The following is a 24,433-nucleotide window of genomic DNA, read 5'->3' on the forward strand; positions in this document are numbered from 1 at the left end:
CATGCCTGAACTACCTGAAGTTGAACATGTTAAAAGAGGTATTGAGCCATTTATAAAAAGTGCAAAAATAGAGAAAGTAACTTTTGCTAAAAATGTAATTAACGGTAAGAATAATAACCGTGAGACGATTATAAAAGGTATGGAATTAGATACTTTTAAAAAACTTACTGAAGGTTATGTTATAAAAAAAGTTGAAAGAAGAAGTAAGTACATTATTTTTTATATAGCGGATCATGACGATGATAGAATCTTAGTTAGTCATTTAGGTATGGCAGGCGGATTCTTTGTTGTTAATAACCTTGATGAGATAAGTACACCGAATTATCGAAAGCATTGGCAAGTCATTTTCGATTTGGATAATAAACAAAAATTAGTCTATTCTGATATCAGACGGTTTGGAGAAATTAGAAATATAGTCAATTTTGATAGTTATCCATCTTTATTAGAAATCGCTCCAGAACCATTTGAAGAGGTGGCATTTGAACACTATTTAGAATGTTTGACAATGAAAAAATATAAGAATAAACCAATAAAACAAACGATTCTTGATCATCGTGTTATAGCAGGAGCTGGAAATATCTATGCCTGTGAAGCTTTATTCAGAGCTGGTATTACTCCGGATAAAATTACTAATTCACTCACTAAACAAGAAAGAAAATCCCTCTTTTATTATGTTCGAGAAGTTTTAGAAGAGGGTATAAAATATGGAGGTACTAGTATTTCAGATTATAGGCATGCAGATGGTAAAACTGGACAAATGCAATTACATTTAAATGTATATAAACAAAAAAAGTGCAAGGTTTGTGGTCATTCGATTGAAACAAAAGTGATAGCTGGTAGAAATAGTCATTTTTGCCCAAACTGTCAGAGATAAAGGAAGAGTGAAATAATGTCTAAAGTGATTGGGATAACTGGTGGTATTGCCACTGGAAAATCAACAGTTTCAGAATTATTAACAGCATATGGGTTTAAAATCGTAGATGCTGATATTGCTTCACGCGAAGCAGTTAAAAAAGGCTCTAAGGGTCTTGAACAAGTTAAAGAGATTTTTGGGGAAGAAGCAATTGACGAAAATGGTGAGATGAATCGTCAATATGTAGGAGAGATAGTTTTTAATCATCCTGACTTACGCGAGGCTCTTAATGAAATAGTTCATCCTATTGTAAGAGAGATAATGGAACAAGAGAAAAACAATTATCTAGAACATGGATATCATGTAATTATGGATATCCCATTGTTGTACGAAAATGAACTACAAGATACTGTAGATGAAGTTTGGGTGGTTTATACATCTGAAAGTATTCAAATCGATCGTTTAATGGAGAGGAATAATTTATCATTAGAAGATGCTAAAGCACGTGTTTATAGTCAAATATCTATAGATAAAAAAAGTAGGATGGCAAATCATGTGATAGATAATCTAGGTGATAAATTAGAACTTAAACAGAATTTACAAAAATTACTTGAAGAAGAAGGGTATATTCAATCGGAGAGTGAATAGTAAATATAATGAAAATTGTATAGAATGCTTTTATTTTGTTATCACAAAGTGTATGTATTATAAATAATTACATATTAAACGCTAATTAGAGGCAAAAAAGCTGGGACATAATTCCTAGCAAAATAGCCAGTAAATGAGTTTTTTATAAATTCATTTACTGGCTTCTTTATTTATAATACTTCGTATTGTTGGTTCGCTTTCTTAGTTGACAGATTCAGCTTGTAGTCTTCAGCTTATTCTGCGTCTTCAAGAGTCTCGTCATAACACTTTGCCTTTACATTGAAATACTTTTAAAAATAAGGCTTTTTCGTATAATTTAACAAATACCACTAAATTAAATTAACGAGGTACCTTATGCATAAAGATTATAATATGACTCAACTTACTTTACCAAAGGAAACTTCAGTACATATTCCCACACATGATATGTCACAATATGTGAATGATATTGTAAAAAATTCCAGGTACTGAATTCAGACAGCATTGTTGCGCAACATTATAGCATCCCAATATGATGTTGAAAGTAGTGTTATATGCTTACACACAATCAGTATTTTCTGGTAGAAAAAATTTCTTAATGATACTATTCGAATGATGTGGTTTTCACAAATTCTAAACCCTTCTTATAAAATGATTAATCGATATAGAGTAAATCCAAAAGTAGATGTTTTATTAGAATCCTTATTTATTCAATTCCATAGTCAATGTTTGAATCAAAATCTTATAAATGATAAAGCTTAATTTATATTTATAGATAAATTTATCAGTAAACGCTTTCATTTAAAAATTAATATGTTATACTATTTCCATAAAGTATAACATATAAAACAAGGGGTGCTTTGAATGGCAACGAATATTGCAATTAACGGTATGGGTAGAATAGGTAGAATGGTGTTACGAATAGCACTAAATAATAAAAATTTAAATGTTAAAGCGATTAACGCTAGTTATCCACCTGAAACAATTGCACATTTACTTAATTATGATACGACGCATGGAGTTTATGATAAAAAAGTTGAACCGATTGAAAGTGGTATTAAAGTGAATGGACATGAAATTAAATTACTTTCTGATCGCAATCCAGAAAATTTACCATGGAATGAGATGGATATTGATGTTGTTATAGAAGCGACAGGTAAATTTAATCACGGAGATAAAGCAGTTGCTCATATTAATGCAGGTGCTAAAAAGGTATTACTCACTGGACCGTCTAAAGGTGGAGACGTTCAAATGATTGTTAAAGGAGTCAATGATAATCAACTTGATATTGATACATACGATATTTTTAGTAATGCATCTTGTACTACTAATTGTATCGGACCAGTTGCAAAAGTCCTCAATGATAAATTTGGAATCATAAATGGTCTGATGACAACTGTTCATGCAATAACAAATGATCAAAAAAATATTGATAATCCACACAAAGATTTAAGAAGAGCACGTTCTTGTAATGAAAGTATTATTCCAACGTCAACAGGTGCTGCTAAAGCACTTAAAGAAGTATTGCCTGAAGTTGAAGGTAAACTTCATGGAATGGCTTTAAGAGTACCAACAAAAAATGTCTCTCTCGTTGATTTAGTTGTTGATTTAGAACAGAATGTTACAGTTACACAAGTTAATGATGCATTTAAAAATGCCGATTTATCAGGTGTTCTTGATGTTGAAGAAGCTCCTTTAGTTTCTGTAGACTTTAACACAAATCCTCATTCAGCAATTATTGATTCTCAATCTACGATGGTTATGGGACAAAATAAGGTGAAAGTTATCGCTTGGTATGATAATGAATGGGGTTATTCGAATAGAGTTGTTGAAGTAGCTGACAAAATTGGACAATTAATTGATGATAAAGCAATGGTAAAAGCCATTTAATTAAATATTTATACTTACACTAAACCTGAGATAGCCATATTATCTCAGGTTTATTTATATACAAATAGCCCTAAACAAAGTTGAAGCACCATTGATGTTATTATAGATAACCAATTAGCTTTAGACATATTTCTAGATACTTTCTTTATAAAAAAATGATCCATAGTCATTATTTATTAATCAAGTTGAGATGATTTTGAAATGAGGTGATTTTAACGAATCATCTTTCAAATTATAATTTAATAATGGTACTTTTGGTCGTATTTATAAAATTGTGTAGTACATTTAAATGGTTGAAATTCATTTAATATGGTTAATCACGTTAAAATGTATTATTTTTAATAAATAACATAGCATTCTAAAACCTTTATTTATAAGACAATTTTTCCTTTTTTACACATAGTGGTATTAACAATGTATCATTACATTCTTTCGTTTATAGTTGCAATTGACCTTTCTTTTTTACACAGTACTTTTATAGTATAATGTACGGTGATTAAACTTGGGAGGGTGACATATATGAAATGCCCAAAATGTAATTCTACACATTCCAGAGTGGTTGATTCAAGACATGCAGATGAGGCCAATGCGATTAGACGTAGAAGAGAATGTGAAAATTGCGGAACGCGTTTTACAACATTTGAACATATTGAAGTTAGTCCATTAATAGTAGTGAAGAAAGATGGGACTAGAGAACAATTTTTAAGAGAAAAAATATTAAATGGTTTAGTAAGATCTTGCGAGAAACGACCAGTACGTTATCAACAACTTGAAGACATAACTAATAAAGTGGAGTGGCAACTTAGAGATGAGGGACAAACTGAAATTTCTTCTAGAGAAATTGGAGAGCATGTTATGAATTTGTTAATGCATGTTGACCAAGTTTCCTATGTAAGATTTGCATCTGTATATAAAGAATTCAAAGATGTTGATCAACTCTTAGAGTCAATGCAAGGTATCTTGAGTGATAATAAACGGAGTGATAAATAGATGGGGTTACAAACCTATGAATATGGTCTAAAACCACAAGATGGATTTGAGGTGATTACACATTTCGAATTCACCTCACAACATTTAGATATTTTAAATCGACTATTCACCCCTTTAATCGGAGTTGAATCAATTGGACTCTATCATTTTATGAGTCAATTCATAGATGAAAGTCAACAACTCGGGTTAACGCATTATATATTCATGAATGAACTAAAAATTAACTTATTAGATTTCAGGGAGCAAATGGACAATTTAGAGGCTATTGGATTGATTAAAACATTTGTAAGGCATGAAGAAAAGTACTCTCACTTTGTTTATGAGTTAATTCAGCCTCCAACAGCCTATCAATTTTTTAATGATCCTATGTTATCAGTATTTTTATTTAGTGAGGTTGATAAAAAACGTTATCAAGCACTTAAATCTTATTTCGAAAAAGATGAGAAAGATTTAAGCAAATATCAACAGACAACTAGAAAATTTACAGAAGTATTCAACGTACCTAAAAAGGTCAATGTTTCTGATCAAATTAATTTAAAGCAAATCAAACACTATGATGGTATAGATTTATCTAATGAAACTTTTGATTTTGAAATGTTGAGACAGATGTTGAACCATCATTTTATTAGTAATGAAATTATCGATAAAGAAGCTAAGAATTTGATTATACAACTTGCGACACTTTATGGAATTACTGAAGATGGTATGAAAAATGTTATATTAAGTTCCATTACCAGTGCACAACAATTATCTTTTGAAGAAATGCGTAAGAAAGCTAGAACTTATTACCTGATTGAACATGATAATCAATTACCAAAATTAGAGCATCAAACAAATAAAATTAACGATGAAAAAAAAGATCGACAAGCGGAAGATACAACAAATGATTGGTTACAACTGCTAGATGAAACAAGTCCGATTGATATGTTAGCAAGTTGGTCTGATTCGGAACCTACACAGTCGCAAAAAAGTATGATAGAAGAATTGATTAACCGTGAAAAAATGAATTTTGGTGTAATCAATATACTTTTACAGTTTGTTATGTTAAAAGAAGATATGAAGTTGCCAAAATCTTATATTTTTGAAATTGCTTCCAACTGGAAGAAAATTGGTATTTCAAATGCCAAACAAGCATATGAATATGCATTACAAGTTAATCAACCTAAAAATTACGAAACACATTCTAATGATAAACGACAGAACAATCGTGGAAGACAAAATCAATTTTTATCCAAAGAAAAGACACCTAAATGGCTTCAAAATAGGGACGATCAAGAAGAAAATAAAGAAATAAATGATGACACTCTCGAAGAAGATCGACAAGCATTTCTTGAAAAGTTAAATCAAAAGTGGAAGGAGGAAGATAACTAATGAAAAGTTTCAGAAATATCATGGGCGATTCTCAAAATCTAGATAAACGTATACAAAAAATAAAACAAAATGTAATCAATGATACTGACGTTAAACATTTTCTTGAGAAAAATCGTAGTAATATAACTAATGAGATGATAGACGAAGATTTAAATGTTCTTCAAGAGTATAAAGATCAACAAAAAGTTTATGATGGACATCGCTATGATGATTGTCCGAATTTTGTAAAAGGACATGTTCCTGAACTATATATTGAAAATGAAAGAATCAAAATTAGATATCTACCTTGCCCGTGTAAAATTAAACATGATGAGGAACGATTTGATTCACAACTTATTACATCTCACCATATGCAAAGAGATACACTTCATGCAAAGCTCAAAGATATTTATATGAATAATCGAGAGAGACTTGATGTAGCAATGGCAGCTGATCAAATCTGTACAGCAATTACTAACGATGAAAAAGTAAAGGGGTTATATTTATATGGTCCTTTTGGTACAGGAAAATCATTCATATTGGGTGCTATTGCAAATCAACTTAAATCGCAAAAGATTTCATCAACAATTGTATATTTACCAGAATTTATTCGCACTTTAAAAGGTGGCTTTAAAGACGGTAGTTTTGAGAAAAAATTACAACGTGTGCGAGAAGCTAATATTTTGATGTTAGATGATATTGGCGCAGAAGAAGTCACACCGTGGGTAAGAGATGAAGTGATTGGTCCTTTATTACATTATAGAATGGTACATGAACTTCCTACATTTTTTAGTTCTAACTTTAATTATAGTGAGCTTGAGCATCATCTTTCAATAACTAGAGATGGCACTGAAAAGACTAAAGCAGCACGAATTATTGAAAGAATTAAGACTTTATCGACACCTTATTATTTGACTGGTAAAAATTTTAGAAACAATTGAATTTTATAGTATGTGGTGTATAATAGAGATAAATCTTAATCGTTGAAACTATTGAAGATACGATAATTTAATCTCTGTTACACAGAAAGTCATTAATTGATGAGAATATGGCTAACACATTAAATTATTACTACTTCGTTAATATTGATATTTGTAATGAATATCCGGCTCAAGACCGTTATCTTATGTAAAGTATAGTATATGACTGGTCACGTATGCTTTTCATATACTTAACTAGGGTGGTACCACGACAAACTCGTCCCTTGCTAGGGACGAGTTTTTTTATGCTCAGTAAAGTTAATTTATTCAATAAGCCAACGATCAGATGTTTTATTAAATAGGAGGAAAAAATATGAATCAAATTAATATTCAATTTCCAGATGGTAATACAAAAGAATTTGATAAAGGGACTACTACAGAAGACATCGCTCAATCAATTAGTCCAGGATTAAGAAAAAAAGCAGTTGCGGGAAAATTCAATGGTCAACTTGTAGATTTAACACGCCCTTTAGAACAAGATGGAGCTATTGAAATTATTACTCCTGGGAGTGAAGAAGCGTTAGAAGTACTTCGTCATTCAACAGCTCATTTAATGGCACAAGCATTAAAACGTTTATACGGAGACGTTAAATTTGGAGTTGGACCTGTAATAGAAGGCGGATTCTATTATGATTTTGATATGGATGATAAGGTTTCATCGGATGATTTTGATAAAATTGAGAAAACAATGAAACAAATTGTGAACGAAAATCATAAAATTGTAAGAGAAGTAGTTAGTAAAGAAAAAGCAAAAGACTTCTTCAAGGATGACCCTTATAAATTAGAACTTATTGATGCAATTCCTGAAGATGAGAGTGTAACACTTTATACTCAAGGTGAATTTACTGATTTATGTCGAGGTGTACACGTACCTTCTACTTCTAAAATTAAAGAGTTCAAACTATTATCTACAGCTGGTGCTTATTGGCGTGGAAATAGTGATAATAAAATGTTACAACGAATTTATGGTACAGCATTCTTTGACAAAAAAGATTTGAAAGCACATCTAAAAATGTTGGAAGAACGTCGTGAGCGTGATCATCGTAAAATTGGTAAAGATTTAGAATTGTTTACAAACAATCAACTCGTTGGTGCTGGTTTACCATTATGGTTACCAAATGGTGCTACAATACGTAGGGAAATAGAACGTTATATTGTCGATAAAGAAGTAAGTATGGGATACGATCATGTTTACACACCAGTATTAGCCAATGTTGATTTATATAAAACATCTGGTCACTGGGATCATTATCAAGAAGATATGTTCCCAGCAATGAAGTTAGATGAAGACGAAGCAATGGTCTTAAGACCAATGAACTGTCCACATCATATGATGATTTATAAAAACAAACCTCATTCTTATCGCGAATTACCTATACGTATTGCTGAATTGGGTACTATGCATCGTTACGAAGCAAGTGGTGCAGTATCAGGTTTACAACGTGTTCGAGGAATGACATTGAATGATTCCCATATTTTCGTTAGACCTGATCAAATTAAAGAAGAATTTAAACGTGTAGTTAATATGATTCAAGATGTGTACAAAGATTTTGGTTTTGAAGATTATCGCTTCAGATTGAGTTATAGAGATCCTGAAGATAAGCATAAGTACTTTGATGATGATGAAATGTGGGAAAAAGCTGAATCCATGCTTAAAGAAGCATCAGATGAATTAGGTTTAACTTATGAAGAAGCTATTGGTGAGGCAGCATTCTATGGACCTAAGTTAGATGTTCAAGTAAAAACAGCTATGGGAAAAGAAGAAACTCTATCAACAGCACAACTTGATTTTCTTTTACCAGAACGTTTTGACTTAACGTACATTGGTCAAGATGGAGAACAACATCGTCCTGTAGTTATACACCGTGGTGTAGTTTCTACTATGGAACGTTTTGTTGCATTTTTAACAGAAGAAACAAAAGGTGCATTTCCAACTTGGTTGGCGCCTATGCAAGTTGAAATTATTCCTGTAAATATAGATTTACATTATGATTATGCAAGACTTTTACAAGATGAACTAAAATCGCAAGGTGTCCGCGTTGAAATTGATGACCGTAATGAAAAAATGGGATATAAAATTCGTGAAGCTCAAATGAAAAAAATACCTTATCAGATTGTTGTAGGTGACCAAGAAGTAGAGAATCAAGAAGTAAATGTAAGAAAATATGGTTCTGAAAAACAAGAATCAGTTGAAAAAGATGAATTTATTTGGAATGTTATTGATGAAATCCGTTTGAAAAAGCATAGATAAACTTGAAAATATAAAGTATATCATGTATATTACAAATTAATATAATAAATAGAGTTAGAGGTTGCATTATTAATGACTAACTTATCAGAAGTCGTATGGGACATGTGTTGAATAAGTGAAAGGTAATAATGCCGAAATGATGTTATTTCCATAAATTAGCATTGTTGGGACAACTTTCGAATAGAAGTTGTACTGTCACTTTATGTGATGTGCTACCTTATATAGATAAACATTAGTGGTTGCATATCTTAAAGGTATGTAACCACTTTTTACATTATTGATACAGATATAAAGACAAGTGATATAAAAGTAAAATGATATTAATATTATTTTACTTTTATATCATCTATACCAAATTTATCTACAACAATGATATGCATTGATGTGGTAACAAGTTAGCCTCTACTTATGAAGGAAAGGGAGCTTATATGAAAAAGAATAATAAACAAAATGACGGTGTTCAAAGAGGATTAAAAGATAGACATATTTCAATGATTGCCATTGGGGGATGTATAGGAACTGGTCTATTCATGACTTCTGGTGGAGCTATACATGACGCAGGTGCATTGGGTGCTTTGATTGCCTATGCAGTTATTGGAGCGATGGTGTTCTTTCTAATGACGTCGTTAGGGGAGATGGCGACATATTTGCCTGTGTCAGGTTCATTTAGTACTTATGCTACACGCTTTGTCGATCCTTCACTAGGTTTTGCTTTAGGATGGAATTATTGGTTCAACTGGGTGATAACAGTAGCAGCTGATGTTACTATTGCAGCGCAAGTTATACAATATTGGTCCCCTATGCAAGGTATACCAGCTTGGGTCTGGAGTTGTATTTTCCTTATTATTATTTTCGCGCTTAATTCTTTATCCGTTAGAGTATATGGAGAGAGTGAATATTGGTTCGCACTTATCAAAGTAGTTACAGTCATCATATTTATAGGAATTGGTATCTTAACTATTTTAGGGATTATGGGTGGAGAATTTGTAGGATTTGATACGTTTACAAAAGGAGATGGGCCAATACTAGGTGGGAATTTAGGAGGTAGCTTGCTATCAATTCTTGGTGTATTTCTAGTCGCAGGCTTCTCATTCCAAGGAACTGAACTTATTGGTATTACAGCAGGTGAATCTGAAAATCCAGAAAGAGCAGTTCCAAAAGCGATTAAACAAGTATTTTGGCGTATACTTTTATTTTACATTCTAGCTATTTTCATTATTGGTATGTTGATTCCATATGATAGTAAGGCATTAATGGGCGGTGGTGATAGTATAGCTACTTCACCTTTTACATTAGTATTTAAGAATGCTGGATTAGCTTTTGCTGCTTCATTTATGAATGCTGTTATATTAACAAGTGTATTATCAGCAGGTAACTCAGGAATGTATGCTTCAACAAGAATGTTATATTCGATGAGTAAAGATAAATTAGCTTATAATTCTTTTGGAAAAACAAATAAAAGTGGCGTACCTTATGTATCTCTAATTGCAACTGGAGTACTAGTCATTCTTATTTTCGCATTGCAACATTTAAGTGGAGATGCATATGAATACATTGTAGCTGCTAGCGGAATGACTGGTTTTATTGCTTGGGTTGGTATAGCAATCAGTCACTTTAGATTTAGACGCGCATTTGATAAACAAAATTATGATAAATCAAAATTAAAATATAAAGCGAAGTTATTCCCATTTGGTCCGATTTTTGCAGGTATTTTATGTGTAATAGTTATCATTGGACAAGATGTAGATTTTATTAAAACAGGTAACTTTGATATGAATAGATTTTTTATAACTTACATGGGAATACCTGTATTCTTAATTTTCTTCTTTTATCATAAATTTAGATATAAAACTAAAAAGATTCCTCTAAACAAAGTTGACTTAAGGCAAGATGTTTCGATGGAAGAAGTAAGACACCATAAAAATAATTAAAAAATAGTTTGACTTAAACAATAAATATTGATATGATTATTAACGTTGAATACGAAACGAACCAAGTAGAAGCACCCGCTTCTCACCTGTGGCGACGCTGAAGCAGTTGGCAGGTCAATCATGTTACACATTTATTGTGTCTAAGAAGAGCGGGTAGTTATACTCGCTCTTCTTTTTGCTTGGAACAATTTCGTAAAATTCTGGGAGGTGTCAACCATAGCAAAAGATCAAACTCAAATTAATGAGAAAATTCGTGCAAAAGAACTACGCTTAATAGGCCAAGATGGTGAACAAATTGGTGTTAAATCTAAACGTGAAGCTTTAGAAATGGCTGAACGTGTGGATTTAGATTTAGTTGTTGTAGCACCAAATGCAAAACCACCTGTTGCGAGAATAATGGATTATGGTAAATATAAATTCGAACAGCAGAAAAAAGAAAAAGAAATGAAGAAGAAACAAAAAGTCATTAACGTTAAAGAATTACGTTTAAGCCCAACTATTGAAGAACATGATTTCCAAACTAAGTTGAAAAATGGACGCAAGTTCTTATCTAAAGGCGATAAATGTAAAGTTTCAATTCGTTTCAGAGGTCGTGCGATTACACATAAAGAAATTGGTCAGCGTGTGTTAGAAAAATTTGCAGATGAATGTAAAGATATTGCAACTGTTGAACAAAAGCCTAAAATGGAAGGGCGTCAAATGTTTATTATGTTAGCGCCTATCAACGAAAAATAAACGTTAAATTATAGGAGGAAATGAATCATGCCTAAAATGAAAACTCACCGTGGAGCAGCTAAACGTGTTAAAAGAACTGGTTCAGGTCAATTAAAACGTTCTAGAGCTTTCACATCTCACTTATTCGCAAATAAAAATACTAAACAAAAACGTCAATTACGTAAAGCTAAGTTAGTTTCTAAAAGTGATATGAAACGTGTTAAACAATTATTAGCATACAAAAAATAAGATTTTAAACGAATATATATACGATAGAGATCATCTAAGGAGGAATTTATTATGCCACGAGTTAAAGGTGGAACAGTAACAAGAGCACGTCGTAAAAAAACGATTAAATTAGCTAAAGGTTACTTTGGTTCAAAACATACATTATATAAAGTAGCTAAACAACAAGTAATGAAATCAGGTCAATATGCTTTCCGTGACCGTCGTCAACGCAAACGTGATTTCCGTAAATTATGGATTACACGTATTAATGCGGCTGCACGTCAACATGACATTAGCTACTCACGTTTAATGAACGGCTTGAAAAAAGCTGAGATTGATATCAATCGTAAAATGTTATCAGAAATTGCAATCTCAGATGACAAAGCTTTCGCTGAATTAGTATCAAAAGCTAAAGAAGCTTTAAAATAATATTTATACAAGACCTGGGACAATAATCTTTGTCTCAGGTCTTTTTATATGCTTGTTGTTAATATATTATTTAAAAGCATTTAAAAATTGAGTACAATACCCTGATGTAATAGCGGACATATCTTATTTTTTTGTCATTTCATAATACTAGATTGTTTCAAATCATGCTTTGAAACAATCAATATCTACGAAGTCAATAACTAAAAAAAGATAAATTTGCAATCATGTTATGACAGTAAGGTATATAATGTGGCTTTGTTAAAAGTTTTATAATATCAACAATGTAAGATTATGTCTTATTTTAATTATAAATATAATGGTGCTTTTATCGTTTTACATATACATATATTCAATCGCAAAAAATGATAATTTTTGCTAAAATGACTGATAGTATACTATATCTAAAAGGAGATAATCATGTCTAAATTTGATGAACAAATAATTGTTGTAAACAGAGATATTTTATTTAACAAAGATAAGAATGCTTTTAATGGTTTTTTACATAAAAATAATTTCAAAGGAAAAGAAATTTTTAGTGCGTTAAGTAAATATGAAGTGAAAAGACGTGGTGATATGGAAGATGATCCATCGTTTAAACAATTAATATCATATTGCCTACTAGAAAATGAGAAGGGTGAAATCCTTATTTACGAACGTCTTTCTGGTGGTGGAGAAGAACGGTTACATGGTCAGTCATCAATCGGTGTTGGTGGTCATATGAACGATGTTGTTGGAGCTGATTCTATTAATGAAGTTTTAAGAGTTAATGCTCAAAGAGAATTAGAAGAAGAAGTAGGATTAAGTAATAATAAATCTCAAAATATGGAATATTTAGGTTTTATAAATGATGATGACAATGATGTGGGTAAAGTTCATATGGGCGTCGTATTTAAAATCACTGTGCATTCAAACGATGTTGAAGCTAAAGAAACTGATACGCTAAAAATTAAATGGATAGAACAAGGCGACATTCAATCCTATGAGGATTTTGAAACATGGAGTGCATTAATTCTTCAAGATATATCATGATTGGAGTGCTAAATTAATGGCTGATATTATACCTTTTCCACAGTCTAAAAGTAAAATGATTAAGCAAATAAATGATGCAGAAAGAAATGCAGATTTTGAAAAGATGTATCAATTGTTTAATGTATATGAACAGCATTTCGACCTTAACGAGGAGATTGCACTAAAGAAATGCCAGATGCTTTTACAATTGAATGCTTATTTAGAGTTACGAGAAGAGGCAATTATTTTGTTAAAACGTGGATTCAACTGTTATGACGAATTGATGATATATTATATTAAAAGTCTGAATGGCTTAGGTCAATTTAATGAAGCAGTTGAAGTAATTAATCAAATTATCGATGAAGTTAAAAATCATAAAACCAGAATGGAACTTTTTCCACTTAAAGAATATGCGATATCGAGACTTGATGAAGATAGAAAGGCATTGTCCTCATCTTTATCAGATTTCGGTTCGCTTAACACACGTGAACAAACTTCTTTAATATTACAACTTATTGATAATGGACATTATAATTTTAAAGAATCAGTAGCGAATATACTAATTTCTATGGATTTACCAAAAAATTTAGTGAGCTTAATGTTGGAATATTTAAGATTTGCTGAATATTCTCATACAATTACAATCCATAAATATGGTGAAACTATCAATGTAAACCCTAATCATTTAAGTGGCATTGAGCATACGACGATAAAAGACAAGGTCATTCCTGTCGTAATGAATAGATTAGAAGATGGAGCGTTGCATATTTTAAAAGAAGCACAACATATTATGAATAATCATTCTATACTCATGTATCCTATAGATATAGAGTCGTTATACACTATTGATAATTGGATAGATGCATATGATGTTTACTTCAAACAATTAATTGGTATAGATATAAATGGCTGTAACAATGATACTTTACAATTCATTAAATCATTAGATAATGAAATGTAAAATTTAATTTGTTGCAAATTGAGAAAAAGAATTTTAATATAGAAATCGTTGAAAATAAACTTGAATAACCCATCGTTTTCAAAGTTTGTTAACGCTAAAAACCTATGCTATAATAGGGAAGTTGAAAAAATAAATTAGTCAATCATGGAGGTATTTATACATGACAGCAACTTGGGAAAAAAAGGAAGGTAATGAAGGCGTTTTAACTGTTACTGTTCCTGCAGAGAAAGTAAATAAAGCATTAGATCAAGCATTTAAAAAAGTGGTCAAACAAATTAATGTGCCTGGATTCCGTAAAGGTAAAGTGCCTCGTCCAATTTTTGAGCAACGTTTTGGTGTAGAAGCACTTTATCAAGATGCAGTGGATATTTTATTACCTGAAGCTTATGGTGAAGCAATTGAAGAAACAGAAATTAATCCAGTTGCACAACCAGAAGTTAATGTAACTCAAATCGAAAAAGGTAAAGATTTCATTTTTGAAGCTACAGTTACAGTTGAACCTGAAGTTAAATTAGGTGATTACAAAGGATTAGAAATTGAAAAGCAAGAAACTGACCTTTCTGATGAAGAATTACAAGAATCAATCGACCATAGCTTAAGTCACCTTGCTGAAATGGTTGTTAAAGAAGATGGTGCTGTTGAAAACGGTGACACAGTAAACATTGATTTCTCAGGTTCAGTTGATGGTGAAGAATTTGATGGTGGACAAGCTGAAGGTTATGACCTAGAAATTGGTTCTGGATCATTCATTCCTGGCTTTGAAGAACAAATAGAAGGAATGAAAACTGGCGATGAAAAAGATGTAGTTGTAACATTCCCAGAAGAATACCACGCTGAAGAATTAGCTGGTAAAGAAGCTACATTTAAAACAAAAGTCAACGAAATTAAATTCAAAGATGTACCAGAATTAAATGATGAGATTGCTAACGAATTAGATTCTGATGCTGAAAACGTGGACGAATATAAAGAAAATCTTCGCAAACGTTTAAGTGAACAGAAAGCAACTGAAGCTGAAAATACTGAAAAAGAAGAAGCTATTAATAAAGCAACAGAAAATGCTTCAATTGATATTCCTGAAGCAATGATTAATACTGAATTAGATCGTATGATTCAAGAATTTGGTCAAAGAATCCAACAACAAGGCTTAGATTTGCAAACATATTATCAAATCTCTGGTCAAAACGAAGAGCAACTAAGAGACCAAATGAAAGACGATGCAGAACAACGCGTTAAAACAAACTTAACGTTAACTGCGATTGCTGATGAAGAAAATATTGAAGTATCTGATGAAGATATTGATAAAGAATTAGAAAAAATGAGCGAGCAATTTAACATTTCTGTAGAAGATATTAAATCTACTTTAGGTAATACAGATATTGTTAAAAATGATGTACGCATTCAAAAAGTTATTGATTTATTAAGAGATAATGCGAAATATGTTGAAGCTACTAAAGAAGACTAGTATCGTTCATTAAATGAATGCATAATATTGAATTAGTCAATTGTCTATAAGTTAAATTAAATATAGACAGTGTCAATTGTATAGATTGACAACTTAATATAGCATCATTATGATTTATAATTGTTGATGTTAAATGAAATTTAGGGGCGGGACAATGAAATCATTCATTAAGAATAAGATTTCTGTCCCGCTCCAAGTTATTTAAGCATCTTGATTGTAAATATGTTAAGTTGCATTGTAGAATGCTTTTTAGTATAGTCTTTATGGAATAGGGGTGTAAAAAAGAATGTTCAAATTCAATGAAGATGAAGAAAATTTAAAATGTTCTTTCTGTGGTAAAGATCAAGATCAAGTAAAAAAATTAGTCGCAGGAAGTGGCGTTTATATTTGTAATGAATGTATTGAATTGTGCTCAGAAATCGTTGAAGAAGAATTAGCACAAAATACATCTGAAGGATTTACGGAGTTACCAACTCCTAAAGAAATTATGGATCACCTCAATGAATATGTCATTGGTCAGGAAAAAGCCAAAAAATCATTAGCAGTTGCTGTATATAATCACTATAAGCGTATTCAACAATTGGGTCCGAATGAAGATGATGTTGAATTACAAAAAAGTAATATCGCATTAATTGGGCCAACTGGTAGCGGTAAAACATTATTAGCTCAAACACTAGCTAAAACACTAAATGTACCATTTGCAATTGCTGATGCTACAAGTTTAACAGAAGCAGGTTATGTAGGTGATGACGTAGAAAACATCTTATTACGTCTTATTCAAGCTGCTGATTTCGACATTGATAAAGCTGAAAAAGGTATTATATATGTCGATGAAATTGATAAAATTGCGCGTAAATCTGAAAACACTTCAATCACGCGTGACGTGTCTGGTGAAGGTGTACAACAAGCATTGCTTAAAATTTTAGAAGGTACAACTGCTAGTGTACCGCCTCAAGGTGGTCGAAAGCATCCAAACCAAGAATTAATCCAAATTGATACGACAAACATCTTATTTATCTTAGGTGGAGCTTTTGATGGTATCGATGAAGTCATTAAGAGACGCTTAGGAGAAAAAGTGATAGGATTTGCTAGTAATGAAGCAGATAAATATGATGAAGAAGCTTTACTGGAACAAATTCGTCCAGAGGATCTCCAATCATATGGCTTAATTCCAGAATTTATTGGTCGTGTACCTATAGTTGCTAATCTTGAAACTTTAGATGTTGCTGCACTTAAAAATATTTTAACTCAACCTAAAAATGCGCTAGTTAAACAATACACTAAAATGCTAGAGTTAGATAATGTAGAATTAGAGTTTTCTGAAGAGGCTCTATCTGCTATAAGTGAAAAAGCAATCGAACGTAAAACAGGAGCGCGTGGATTACGTTCAATTATAGAAGAAGCATTAATTGACATCATGTATGATGTACCTTCTTCTGAAAATGTAAGTAAAGTAGTCATTACTGAACAAACAATTAATGAAGAAATTGAGCCTGAATTATATGATGATGAAGGAAATCTAATTAATAAGAACAAGACATCTGCTTAAAATATTTGATTTAAGACTGAGTCACGTGAATTGTGACTCGGTTTTTTTATATGTAAATATAGAAAAAAATGTTAAAGTTAATTATACAATAGTATAAGAAAGAGGAAGTCTATGAATATAAATTTTAATAATATTAACTTAATTATAAGTGCTGTAAAAAAAGCACAGTATCCTGACACTGGATTAACAGAAGTAGCGTTAAGTGGACGCTCAAATGTAGGGAAATCTACATTTATTAATAGTATGATTGGGCGTAAAAATATGGCGAGAACGTCACAACAACCTGGTAAGACACAGACATTGAATTTCTATAATATAGATGAACAACTTATTTTTGTTGATGTACCAGGATATGGATACGCTAAAGTAAGTAAAGTTCAACGAGAAAAATTTGGTAAAATGATTGAAGAATATATTACACAACGAGAGAATTTAAAACTTGTTATTCAACTTGTCGATTTAAGACATCAACCTACTGAAGATGATGTGCTTATGTACAATTATCTTAAACATTTTGATATACCAACACTTGTAATATGTACTAAAGAAGATAAAATTGCCAAAGGAAAAGTACAAAAGCATATCAAAAGAATAAAAGACAAATTAGAATTAGAATCTGGAGATAATATTATAAGTTATTCTTCAATTAAAAATAGTAAACAGCAAGAAATTTGGAACTTTATTGAAACATATATATAAATTTTTTCAATTAGAGAAATGTATTTTAACCACAATTAAAAAATGTCGGTATTTTGGCAAAAAATTGAATGTAGATTATAATCTTTCTAATTTATTTAAGCATTCCACTTAAACATCTTTTTAAATGTGTTATACTTGTTTTATTGTTAGTATATGGAGGGCGTTATAAATGCATTTTGTTGCAATTAGCATAAATCATCGAACAGCTGATGTAACATTAAGAGAGCAAGTTGCTTTTAGAGATGATGCCTTACGATTAGCACATGAAGATTTATATGAAACTAAAGCAATTTTAGAAAATGTCATTTTATCTACATGTAATCGTACTGAAGTATACGCTATTGTTGATCAAGTTCATACAGGACGTTATTATATACAAAGATTTTTAGCGCGCTCTTTTGGATTTGAGGTAGATGATATTAAAGATATGTCGGAAGTTAAAGTGGGGGACGATGCAGTTGAACATTTATTGCGTGTCACTTCTGGCTTAGATTCAATTGTGCTTGGTGAAACACAAATTTTAGGACAAATGCGCGATGCATTTTTCTTAGCGCAAAATACTGGTACAACTGGAACGATTTTTAATCATTTATTTAAACAAGCGATTACTTTTGCTAAAAAAGCACACAGTGAAACAGACATTGCAGATAATGCTGTGAGTGTTTCTTATGCTGCTGTTGAATTAGCTAAAAAGGTATTTGGAAAATTAAAAAGTAAACATGCTGTCGTTATTGGAGCAGGGGAAATGGGTGAATTATCACTCTTAAATCTTTTAGGTTCTGGAATTTCAAATGTAACAATTGTTAATCGGACATTATCTAAAGCTAAAATTTTAGCCGAAAAACACAATGTTTCATATGATTCACTTTCAGCATTACCATCTTTATTAGAAACAACGGACATAGTAATTAGTTCTACAAGTGCTGAAGACTATATCATCACTAATTCTATGGTGAAAACAATTTCAGAAACTAGAAAACTGGATTCATTAGTTCTGATTGATATTGCGGTTCCACGAGACATTGAACCAGGGATTGATGCAATTACAAATATTTTTAATTATGATGTTGATGATTTGAAAGATTTGGTAGATGCCAATTTAAGAGAACGTCAATTAGCTGCTGAAACTATTGCAGGACAAATACCTGAGGAGATTGATTCACACAACGAATGGGTTAATATGCTTGGTGTTGTACCTGTAATCAGAGCTTTACGTGAAAAAGCTATGAATATCCAAGCAGAAACTATGGAAAGTATTGATCGTAAATTGCCAGATCTCTCTGAAAGAGAACGTAAAGTCATTTCGAAACATACAAAAAGTATTATCAATCAAATGTTAAAAGATCCTATCAAACAGGCTAAGGAATTAAGTACTGATAAAAAAAGTAATGAAAAATTAGAGCTATTTCAAAACATATTTGATATTGAAGCCGAAGATCCTCGTGAAAAAGCAAAGTTAGAAAAAGAGAGTAGAGCAAAGGAAATCTTAGCGCATCGAATATTTAGTTTTGAATAAGCATATTAATTTGGTGATGATATGCAAGAAACCCTGTTAATTCGATTTCATGAAATCATATTAATGATTTATCTGTTTAGTATTATATGTTACTTTGTTGATTTCATTAATAAAAATTATAAGACTAGAACTGTAGGTTTTTATTCATTAGGGATTGTTTGGGTTTTACAAACAATCTCTTTGTCTATTTTTTTTATTCATACTAAACAAGTGCCACTAGGTTCTATATTTGACGTTTTTTTCTCTTTAACTTGGATTATTATATCAATTTCGTTGATATTGAATTTGATTAAAGTAATGAATTTTTCTGTTTTTTTCCTTAATTTGATTGGATTTATCCTAATGAGTTTAAATACTTTTCAGCCTGAACATTATCAAACGCAAATTCAACAAATTGCAGTAATTAATGAATTATTACTTGTTCATATAGCACTTGCAGTATTAAGTTATGCATTTTTTGCAATCGCATTTGTAAATTCATTACTCTACATTATTCAATATCGAAATTTAAAGGAGAAAAATTTCGATCAAAATTACTTTAGAATTGGTAGTGTTGCTACTTTAGAAACCATCGTTTTCTATTCAACACTTGTTGCATGGATTATCCTTATATTAAGTACGATTTTAGGTGCACAATGGGGTATCTTTGCAGTCGGTAAACAAATATTTATAGATCCAAAAGTAATATTTTCAACAATTATTACTTTATTATATGGTGTTTATATTTTCATTAGAATAAAAAAATGGATATCACAAAGAAATCTTATCTACTTTAACATTATATTATTTTGTTTGTGTATGATTAATTTATTCTTTTTAACTCATTTTAGATAAGAAATAACTTGTTTTTCATATAAAAAAACCGGTATCGAGGAGGCATTTAACGTATGCGTAAATTAATTGTTGGGTCGCGAAGAAGTAAATTAGCGCTAACACAAAGTCAACAATTTATAGATAAATTAAAATTTATCGATCCGTCTTTGGATATTGAAATAAAAGAAATTGTAACTAAAGGCGACAAAATTGTAGATAAACAATTATCCAAAGTTGGAGGTAAAGGACTTTTTGTTAAGGAAATCCAAAATGAATTATTTAATAAAGAGATAGATATGGCGATTCATTCTCTAAAAGATGTACCAAGTATGATTCCTGACGGTCTTACCTTAGGATGTATTCCTGACAGAGAAATTCCTTTTGATGCCTATATAGCAAAAAATCATATACCATTACAAGAATTGTCTGAGGGCAGCATTGTAGGTACAAGTTCTTTACGTCGTGGCGCTCAAATTTTATCAAAATACCCACATTTAAAAATTAAGTGGATTCGTGGAAACATTGATACTCGATTAAAAAAATTAGAGACTGAAGATTATGATGCTATTATATTAGCTGCTGCTGGATTAAAACGCATGGGTTGGTCAGATAATATTGTTACGACTTATCTTGATCGAGATATATTACTGCCAGCTATAGGGCAGGGTGCACTTGGTATTGAGTGTAGGAGTGATGACAAAGAACTTTTAGATTTACTATCTAAAGTACACAATCATGATGTAGCACAATGTGTGACTGCTGAACGTACTTTTCTATCAGAAATGGATGGCAGTTGTCAGGTTCCTATAGGTGGATATGCAACAATTGCTCAAGATAACCAAATTGAATTTACAGGACTGATTATGTCTCCAGATGGTAAGGAAAGATATGAGCATACAGCATTGGGTACTGATCCTGTAAAATTGGGTATAGAAGTGAGTCAAGTACTTAAAAAACAAGGTGCTTATGACATAATTAAAAAATTAAACGAAGCAGAATAATACTAAACTCTATTATAGAGGTGAAATAAATTTATGAAACCAGTTATAGTTATGACGCAGACGAATGAAGTTCATAGTCATTTAGTTGATATTATCCATAAGCCTTTTATCCAACTAAAACAACTTCATTTTAATGAAAAATTGCTTGATCATAGCTACGACTGGCTTATTTTTTCGTCTAAAAACGCAGTAAAATACTTTTATCCTTATTTAAAAAACGTTAAAGTTAAAAAGGTAGCTGTTATAGGTGATAAGACAGCTCAGTATTGTAATGAATTAGGTATTAGTGTCGACTTTGTGCCACGTGATTTTTCTCAAGAAGGCTTTTTGGACGAGTTTAAGATTAGCGAACAACATTTATTGTTGCCCTCAAGTGAAAAAGCACGTCCTAAATTAGTTCAACAATTGAGCAAATATAATGAAGTCGTTAAAATTGATTTATATAGACCAGTACCGAATTTTAAAAATATAAGTCAAGTTAAGTCTCTTGTTAGAAAACATCAAATAGACGCAGTGACTTTTTCTAGTTCCTCTGCAGTTGAATTTTATTTCAAAGAGGACAATGTGCCTGAATTTGATCATTATTTTGCTATCGGTAAGCAAACTGCTAGGACCATTTTAAAATTCAATACATCTGTAAAAGTGGCAAATAAACAAACATTAGATTCACTTATTGATAAAATAATAGAAAGTAGGGAACAAAATGAAATTTGATAGACATAGAAGATTGCGTTCATCTAAGACAATGCGTGATTTAGTAAGAGAAACTCATGTTAGAAAAGAAGATTTAATATATCCAATATTTGTAGTTGAGCAAGATGATATAAAAAGTGAAATTAAATCACTACCAGGCATATACCAAATTAGTTTAAATTTATTGCATGAAGAGATTAAAGAGGCATATGATTTAGGTATTAGAGCAATCATGTTCTTCGGTGTGCCAAATGACAAAGACGACATTGGATCTGGTGCATATGATCATAATGGAGTTGTTCAAGAAGCGACACGAATATCTAAGAATTTATATAAGGATTTACTTATTGTTGCAGATACTTGTCTTTGTGAATACACAGACCACGGACACTGTGGCGTTATTGACGATCATACGCATGATGTAGACAATGATAAATCACTTCCATTACTTGTAAAAACAGCTATTTCTCAAGTTGAAGCTGGAGCTGACATCATTGCTCCAAGTAATATGATGGATGGTTTTGTTGCTGAAATTCGTGAAGGCCTTGATCAAGCGGGATATCAAAATATTCCTATCATGAGTTATGGTATTAAATATGCATCAAGCTTTTTCGGTCCATTCAGAGATGCTGCAGATTCAGCACCTTCTTTTGGGGATAGAAAAACCTATCAAATGGATCCTGCAAACCGTTTAGAGGCATTAAGAGAATTGGAAAGTGATCTTAAAGAAGGTTGCGATATGATGATAGTTAAACCATCTTTAAGTTATCTAGATATTATTAGAGATGTAAAAAATAATACGAACGTGCCAGTCGTAGCATACAACGTTAGTGGAGAATATAGTATGACAAAAGCAGCAGCGTTAAATGGTTGGATAGATGAAGAGAAAATTGTTATGGAACAAATGATATCTATGAAACGTGCAGGTGCTGATTTAATAATTACTTATTTTGCAAAAGATATCTGTCGTTATTTAGATAAATAGATGATAATTGAGGAGGTCATATGATGAGTTTTGAAAAATCTATTAAAGCAATGGAGCAAGCTGAGAAATTAATGCCTGGCGGTGTTAACAGTCCCGTAAGAGCATTTAAATCAGTAGACACACCAGCTATTTTTATGGATCATGGTGAAGGATCTAAAATATATGATATTGATGGAAATGAATACATTGATTATGTGCTAAGTTGGGGCCCATTAATTCTGGGACATAAAAATCAACAAGTTATATCCAAATTACATGAAGCAGTAGATAAAGGTACAAGCTTCGGCGCTTCAACACTTCAAGAAAATAAACTTGCTGAACTTGTGATTGACCGTGTACCTTCAATTGAAAAAGTAAGAATGGTTTCCTCAGGAACTGAAGCTACTTTAGACACACTTCGTTTAGCTAGGGGTTATACAGGACGTAATAAAATTATAAAATTTGAAGGGTGTTATCATGGACACAGTGATTCTTTATTGATTAAAGCAGGATCAGGTGTTGCAACACTAGGTTTACCTGATTCACCAGGCGTCCCTGAAGGTATTGCTAAAAACACTATCACGGTGCCATATAATGATTTAGATTCACTTAAATTAGCGTTCGAAAAATATGGCGATGATATTGCTGGTGTTATTGTTGAACCGGTTGCTGGAAATATGGGTGTAGTGCCTCCAGTGAATGGATTTCTACAAGGTTTAAGAGATATTACTAATGAATATGGAGCATTACTTATATTTGATGAAGTGATGACTGGTTTCCGTGTAGGTTATAATTGTGCGCAAGGATACTTTGGTGTAACACCTGATTTAACTTGCTTAGGAAAAGTGATAGGTGGAGGTTTACCCGTTGGAGCTTTTGGTGGTAAAAAAGAAATTATGGATTACATTGCTCCTGTTGGGACTATTTATCAAGCTGGCACACTTTCAGGTAATCCTTTAGCAATGACTAGTGGTTATGAAACATTGAGTCAACTTACTCCTGAATCTTATGAGTATTTTAATTCTCTAGGAGATATACTTGAAAAAGGATTAAAAGAGGTATTTGCTAAGCATAATGTTCCAATCACAGTAAATCGCGCTGGTTCAATGATTGGTTACTTCTTAAATGAGGGGCCTGTAACAAATTTTGAGGAAGCAAATAAAAGTGATTTAAAATTATTTAGTAATATGTATAGAGAAATGGCTAAGGAAGGTGTTTTCCTACCACCTTCACAATTTGAAGGAACATTTTTATCAACTGCACATACTAAAGATGATATTGAGAAAACTATCCAAGCATTTGATAATGCATTAAGTCGTATTGTGTGATAATTTTAAAATATAATTATTTAAATTAATTGAGTCTAGGGCAAAAGTCAATGTCCTAGACTTTCTTAACTTATAAGTAGTTTATAACTGAATTAAAAATGCACTTATATCAACTTTTAAAGCTATGTTATGTCATCAATACAGTAAATTCCACTTAGAAATTCAACAGACAAGGCGAGTTGGGGTTTGGGGCCCT

Annotated in this window: 22 protein-coding genes, 1 pseudogene, 1 riboswitch and 1 other annotated feature; all 23 genes and pseudogenes read left to right on the forward strand. The window is 31.6% G+C overall.

From position 1 onward, the window contains the following. Position 1 precedes the first annotated feature (1 nt). The 23 genes and pseudogenes from mutM (at position 2) to hemL (ending at position 24,237) form a co-directional block, all read left to right on the forward strand. Complete coding sequence (mutM, locus tag FNL83_RS05660) at positions 2-874, forward strand: bifunctional DNA-formamidopyrimidine glycosylase/DNA-(apurinic or apyrimidinic site) lyase (protein ID WP_001830823.1); 873 nt, start codon at positions 2-4, stop codon at positions 872-874. Positions 875-889: 15 nt separating this feature from the next. Further along, a complete protein-coding gene (gene coaE / locus FNL83_RS05665; protein WP_002485286.1) occupies positions 890-1,501 on the forward strand; it encodes a dephospho-CoA kinase in 612 nt (203 codons plus the stop codon). Positions 1,502-1,855: 354 nt separating this feature from the next. After that, a pseudogene (locus FNL83_RS05670) lies at positions 1,856-2,239 on the forward strand (transposase); the annotation flags it as partial. 105 nt (positions 2,240-2,344) lie between these two features. Next, on the forward strand, positions 2,345-3,370 hold the full coding sequence (gene gap, locus FNL83_RS05675; protein ID WP_002440179.1) for a type I glyceraldehyde-3-phosphate dehydrogenase: 1,026 nt from the start codon (positions 2,345-2,347) through the stop codon (positions 3,368-3,370). Positions 3,371-3,889: 519 nt separating this feature from the next. Next, a complete protein-coding gene (gene nrdR / locus FNL83_RS05685; protein WP_001830825.1) occupies positions 3,890-4,360 on the forward strand; it encodes a transcriptional regulator NrdR in 471 nt (156 codons plus the stop codon). Then, complete coding sequence (locus tag FNL83_RS05690) at positions 4,361-5,731, forward strand: replicative helicase loading/DNA remodeling protein DnaB (RefSeq protein ID WP_001830762.1); 1,371 nt, start codon at positions 4,361-4,363, stop codon at positions 5,729-5,731. Continuing rightward, a complete protein-coding gene (gene dnaI, locus FNL83_RS05695; protein WP_001830772.1) occupies positions 5,731-6,651 on the forward strand; it encodes a primosomal protein DnaI in 921 nt (306 codons plus the stop codon). Before FNL83_RS05690 ends, dnaI begins: the two co-directional genes overlap by 1 nt. 352 nt (positions 6,652-7,003) lie before the next feature. Next, positions 7,004-8,941 carry a threonine--tRNA ligase gene (gene thrS, locus FNL83_RS05700; protein ID WP_002440177.1) on the forward strand — a complete coding sequence of 646 codons (1,938 nt, stop codon included), beginning with the start codon at positions 7,004-7,006 and terminating at the stop codon, positions 8,939-8,941. Positions 8,942-8,988: 47 nt separating this feature from the next. Next, a riboswitch (Lysine riboswitch) is annotated at positions 8,989-9,164 on the forward strand. 205 nt (positions 9,165-9,369) lie between these two features. Next, positions 9,370-10,872: an amino acid permease gene (locus FNL83_RS05705; RefSeq protein ID WP_001830900.1), complete on the forward strand. Its 1,503-nt coding sequence runs from the start codon at positions 9,370-9,372 to the stop codon at positions 10,870-10,872. Between the two features lie 57 nt (positions 10,873-10,929). Next, positions 10,930-11,053 (forward strand) — a sequence feature (ribosomal protein L20 leader region). A 26-nt stretch (positions 11,054-11,079) separates the two neighbouring features. After that, on the forward strand, positions 11,080-11,607 hold the full coding sequence (infC, locus tag FNL83_RS05710) for a translation initiation factor IF-3 (RefSeq protein WP_001830789.1): 528 nt from the start codon (positions 11,080-11,082) through the stop codon (positions 11,605-11,607). A 27-nt stretch (positions 11,608-11,634) separates the two neighbouring features. Then, positions 11,635-11,835 carry a 50S ribosomal protein L35 gene (gene rpmI / locus FNL83_RS05715; RefSeq protein WP_001830767.1) on the forward strand — a complete coding sequence of 67 codons (201 nt, stop codon included), beginning with the start codon at positions 11,635-11,637 and terminating at the stop codon, positions 11,833-11,835. Between the two features lie 51 nt (positions 11,836-11,886). After that, positions 11,887-12,243: a 50S ribosomal protein L20 gene (gene rplT, locus FNL83_RS05720; RefSeq protein WP_001830839.1), complete on the forward strand. Its 357-nt coding sequence runs from the start codon at positions 11,887-11,889 to the stop codon at positions 12,241-12,243. Positions 12,244-12,660: 417 nt separating this feature from the next. Then, positions 12,661-13,272 carry an NUDIX domain-containing protein gene (locus tag FNL83_RS05725; protein WP_001830874.1) on the forward strand — a complete coding sequence of 204 codons (612 nt, stop codon included), beginning with the start codon at positions 12,661-12,663 and terminating at the stop codon, positions 13,270-13,272. A gap of 16 nt (positions 13,273-13,288) precedes the next feature. Beyond that, a complete protein-coding gene (locus FNL83_RS05730; RefSeq protein ID WP_001830807.1) occupies positions 13,289-14,212 on the forward strand; it encodes a pseudouridine synthase family protein in 924 nt (307 codons plus the stop codon). Between the two features lie 160 nt (positions 14,213-14,372). Further along, the gene (gene tig / locus FNL83_RS05735; RefSeq protein ID WP_001830810.1) at positions 14,373-15,674 is read left to right on the forward strand and encodes a trigger factor; all 1,302 of its coding nucleotides are present in this window, start codon (positions 14,373-14,375) and stop codon (positions 15,672-15,674) included. 286 nt (positions 15,675-15,960) lie between these two features. Continuing rightward, complete coding sequence (gene clpX / locus FNL83_RS05740; RefSeq protein ID WP_001830765.1) at positions 15,961-17,223, forward strand: ATP-dependent Clp protease ATP-binding subunit ClpX; 1,263 nt, start codon at positions 15,961-15,963, stop codon at positions 17,221-17,223. Between the two features lie 111 nt (positions 17,224-17,334). Continuing rightward, a complete protein-coding gene (gene yihA, locus FNL83_RS05745; RefSeq protein WP_001830838.1) occupies positions 17,335-17,922 on the forward strand; it encodes a ribosome biogenesis GTP-binding protein YihA/YsxC in 588 nt (195 codons plus the stop codon). Between the two features lie 169 nt (positions 17,923-18,091). After that, the gene (gene hemA / locus FNL83_RS05750; protein ID WP_001830773.1) at positions 18,092-19,438 is read left to right on the forward strand and encodes a glutamyl-tRNA reductase; all 1,347 of its coding nucleotides are present in this window, start codon (positions 18,092-18,094) and stop codon (positions 19,436-19,438) included. Positions 19,439-19,459: 21 nt separating this feature from the next. Continuing rightward, positions 19,460-20,272, forward strand: coding sequence for a cytochrome c biogenesis protein (ccsA, locus tag FNL83_RS05755; RefSeq protein WP_001832714.1), 813 nt, complete (start codon positions 19,460-19,462; stop codon positions 20,270-20,272). Positions 20,273-20,325: 53 nt separating this feature from the next. Next, positions 20,326-21,252 carry a hydroxymethylbilane synthase gene (gene hemC / locus FNL83_RS05760; RefSeq protein ID WP_001830811.1) on the forward strand — a complete coding sequence of 309 codons (927 nt, stop codon included), beginning with the start codon at positions 20,326-20,328 and terminating at the stop codon, positions 21,250-21,252. Between the two features lie 33 nt (positions 21,253-21,285). Then, the gene (locus tag FNL83_RS05765; RefSeq protein ID WP_001832668.1) at positions 21,286-21,966 is read left to right on the forward strand and encodes a uroporphyrinogen-III synthase; all 681 of its coding nucleotides are present in this window, start codon (positions 21,286-21,288) and stop codon (positions 21,964-21,966) included. Further along, on the forward strand, positions 21,956-22,930 hold the full coding sequence (gene hemB / locus FNL83_RS05770) for a porphobilinogen synthase (RefSeq protein ID WP_002440176.1): 975 nt from the start codon (positions 21,956-21,958) through the stop codon (positions 22,928-22,930). The genes FNL83_RS05765 and hemB overlap by 11 nt, the downstream gene beginning before the upstream one ends. Positions 22,931-22,953: 23 nt before the next feature. After that, positions 22,954-24,237 (forward strand): glutamate-1-semialdehyde 2,1-aminomutase, encoded by a 1,284-nt coding sequence (gene hemL, locus FNL83_RS05775; RefSeq protein WP_002456470.1) that lies wholly within the window; start codon positions 22,954-22,956, stop codon positions 24,235-24,237. The last annotated feature ends 196 nt before the right edge of the window (positions 24,238-24,433 follow it).

Origin of the sequence: Staphylococcus epidermidis, from assembly GCF_006742205.1 — a bacterium.
Taxonomy (GTDB): Bacteria; Bacillota; Bacilli; order Staphylococcales; family Staphylococcaceae; genus Staphylococcus; species Staphylococcus epidermidis.

What these genes read in the sequence shown, in the direction of transcription:
- mutM (WP_001830823.1), top strand. Translation starts at nt 2, where the DNA reads ATGCCTGAACTACCTGAAGTTGAACATGTTAAAAGAGGTATTGAGCCA.
- coaE (WP_002485286.1), top strand. Translation starts at nt 890, where the DNA reads ATGTCTAAAGTGATTGGGATAACTGGTGGTATTGCCACTGGAAAATCA.
- gap (WP_002440179.1), top strand. Translation starts at nt 2,345, where the DNA reads ATGGCAACGAATATTGCAATTAACGGTATGGGTAGAATAGGTAGAATG.
- nrdR (WP_001830825.1), top strand. Translation starts at nt 3,890, where the DNA reads ATGAAATGCCCAAAATGTAATTCTACACATTCCAGAGTGGTTGATTCA.
- FNL83_RS05690 (WP_001830762.1), top strand. Translation starts at nt 4,361, where the DNA reads ATGGGGTTACAAACCTATGAATATGGTCTAAAACCACAAGATGGATTT.
- dnaI (WP_001830772.1), top strand. Translation starts at nt 5,731, where the DNA reads ATGAAAAGTTTCAGAAATATCATGGGCGATTCTCAAAATCTAGATAAA.
- thrS (WP_002440177.1), top strand. Translation starts at nt 7,004, where the DNA reads ATGAATCAAATTAATATTCAATTTCCAGATGGTAATACAAAAGAATTT.
- FNL83_RS05705 (WP_001830900.1), top strand. Translation starts at nt 9,370, where the DNA reads ATGAAAAAGAATAATAAACAAAATGACGGTGTTCAAAGAGGATTAAAA.
- rpmI (WP_001830767.1), top strand. Translation starts at nt 11,635, where the DNA reads ATGCCTAAAATGAAAACTCACCGTGGAGCAGCTAAACGTGTTAAAAGA.
- rplT (WP_001830839.1), top strand. Translation starts at nt 11,887, where the DNA reads ATGCCACGAGTTAAAGGTGGAACAGTAACAAGAGCACGTCGTAAAAAA.
- FNL83_RS05725 (WP_001830874.1), top strand. Translation starts at nt 12,661, where the DNA reads ATGTCTAAATTTGATGAACAAATAATTGTTGTAAACAGAGATATTTTA.
- FNL83_RS05730 (WP_001830807.1), top strand. Translation starts at nt 13,289, where the DNA reads ATGGCTGATATTATACCTTTTCCACAGTCTAAAAGTAAAATGATTAAG.
- tig (WP_001830810.1), top strand. Translation starts at nt 14,373, where the DNA reads ATGACAGCAACTTGGGAAAAAAAGGAAGGTAATGAAGGCGTTTTAACT.
- clpX (WP_001830765.1), top strand. Translation starts at nt 15,961, where the DNA reads ATGTTCAAATTCAATGAAGATGAAGAAAATTTAAAATGTTCTTTCTGT.
- yihA (WP_001830838.1), top strand. Translation starts at nt 17,335, where the DNA reads ATGAATATAAATTTTAATAATATTAACTTAATTATAAGTGCTGTAAAA.
- hemA (WP_001830773.1), top strand. Translation starts at nt 18,092, where the DNA reads ATGCATTTTGTTGCAATTAGCATAAATCATCGAACAGCTGATGTAACA.
- ccsA (WP_001832714.1), top strand. Translation starts at nt 19,460, where the DNA reads ATGCAAGAAACCCTGTTAATTCGATTTCATGAAATCATATTAATGATT.
- hemC (WP_001830811.1), top strand. Translation starts at nt 20,326, where the DNA reads ATGCGTAAATTAATTGTTGGGTCGCGAAGAAGTAAATTAGCGCTAACA.
- FNL83_RS05765 (WP_001832668.1), top strand. Translation starts at nt 21,286, where the DNA reads ATGAAACCAGTTATAGTTATGACGCAGACGAATGAAGTTCATAGTCAT.
- hemB (WP_002440176.1), top strand. Translation starts at nt 21,956, where the DNA reads ATGAAATTTGATAGACATAGAAGATTGCGTTCATCTAAGACAATGCGT.
- hemL (WP_002456470.1), top strand. Translation starts at nt 22,954, where the DNA reads ATGAGTTTTGAAAAATCTATTAAAGCAATGGAGCAAGCTGAGAAATTA.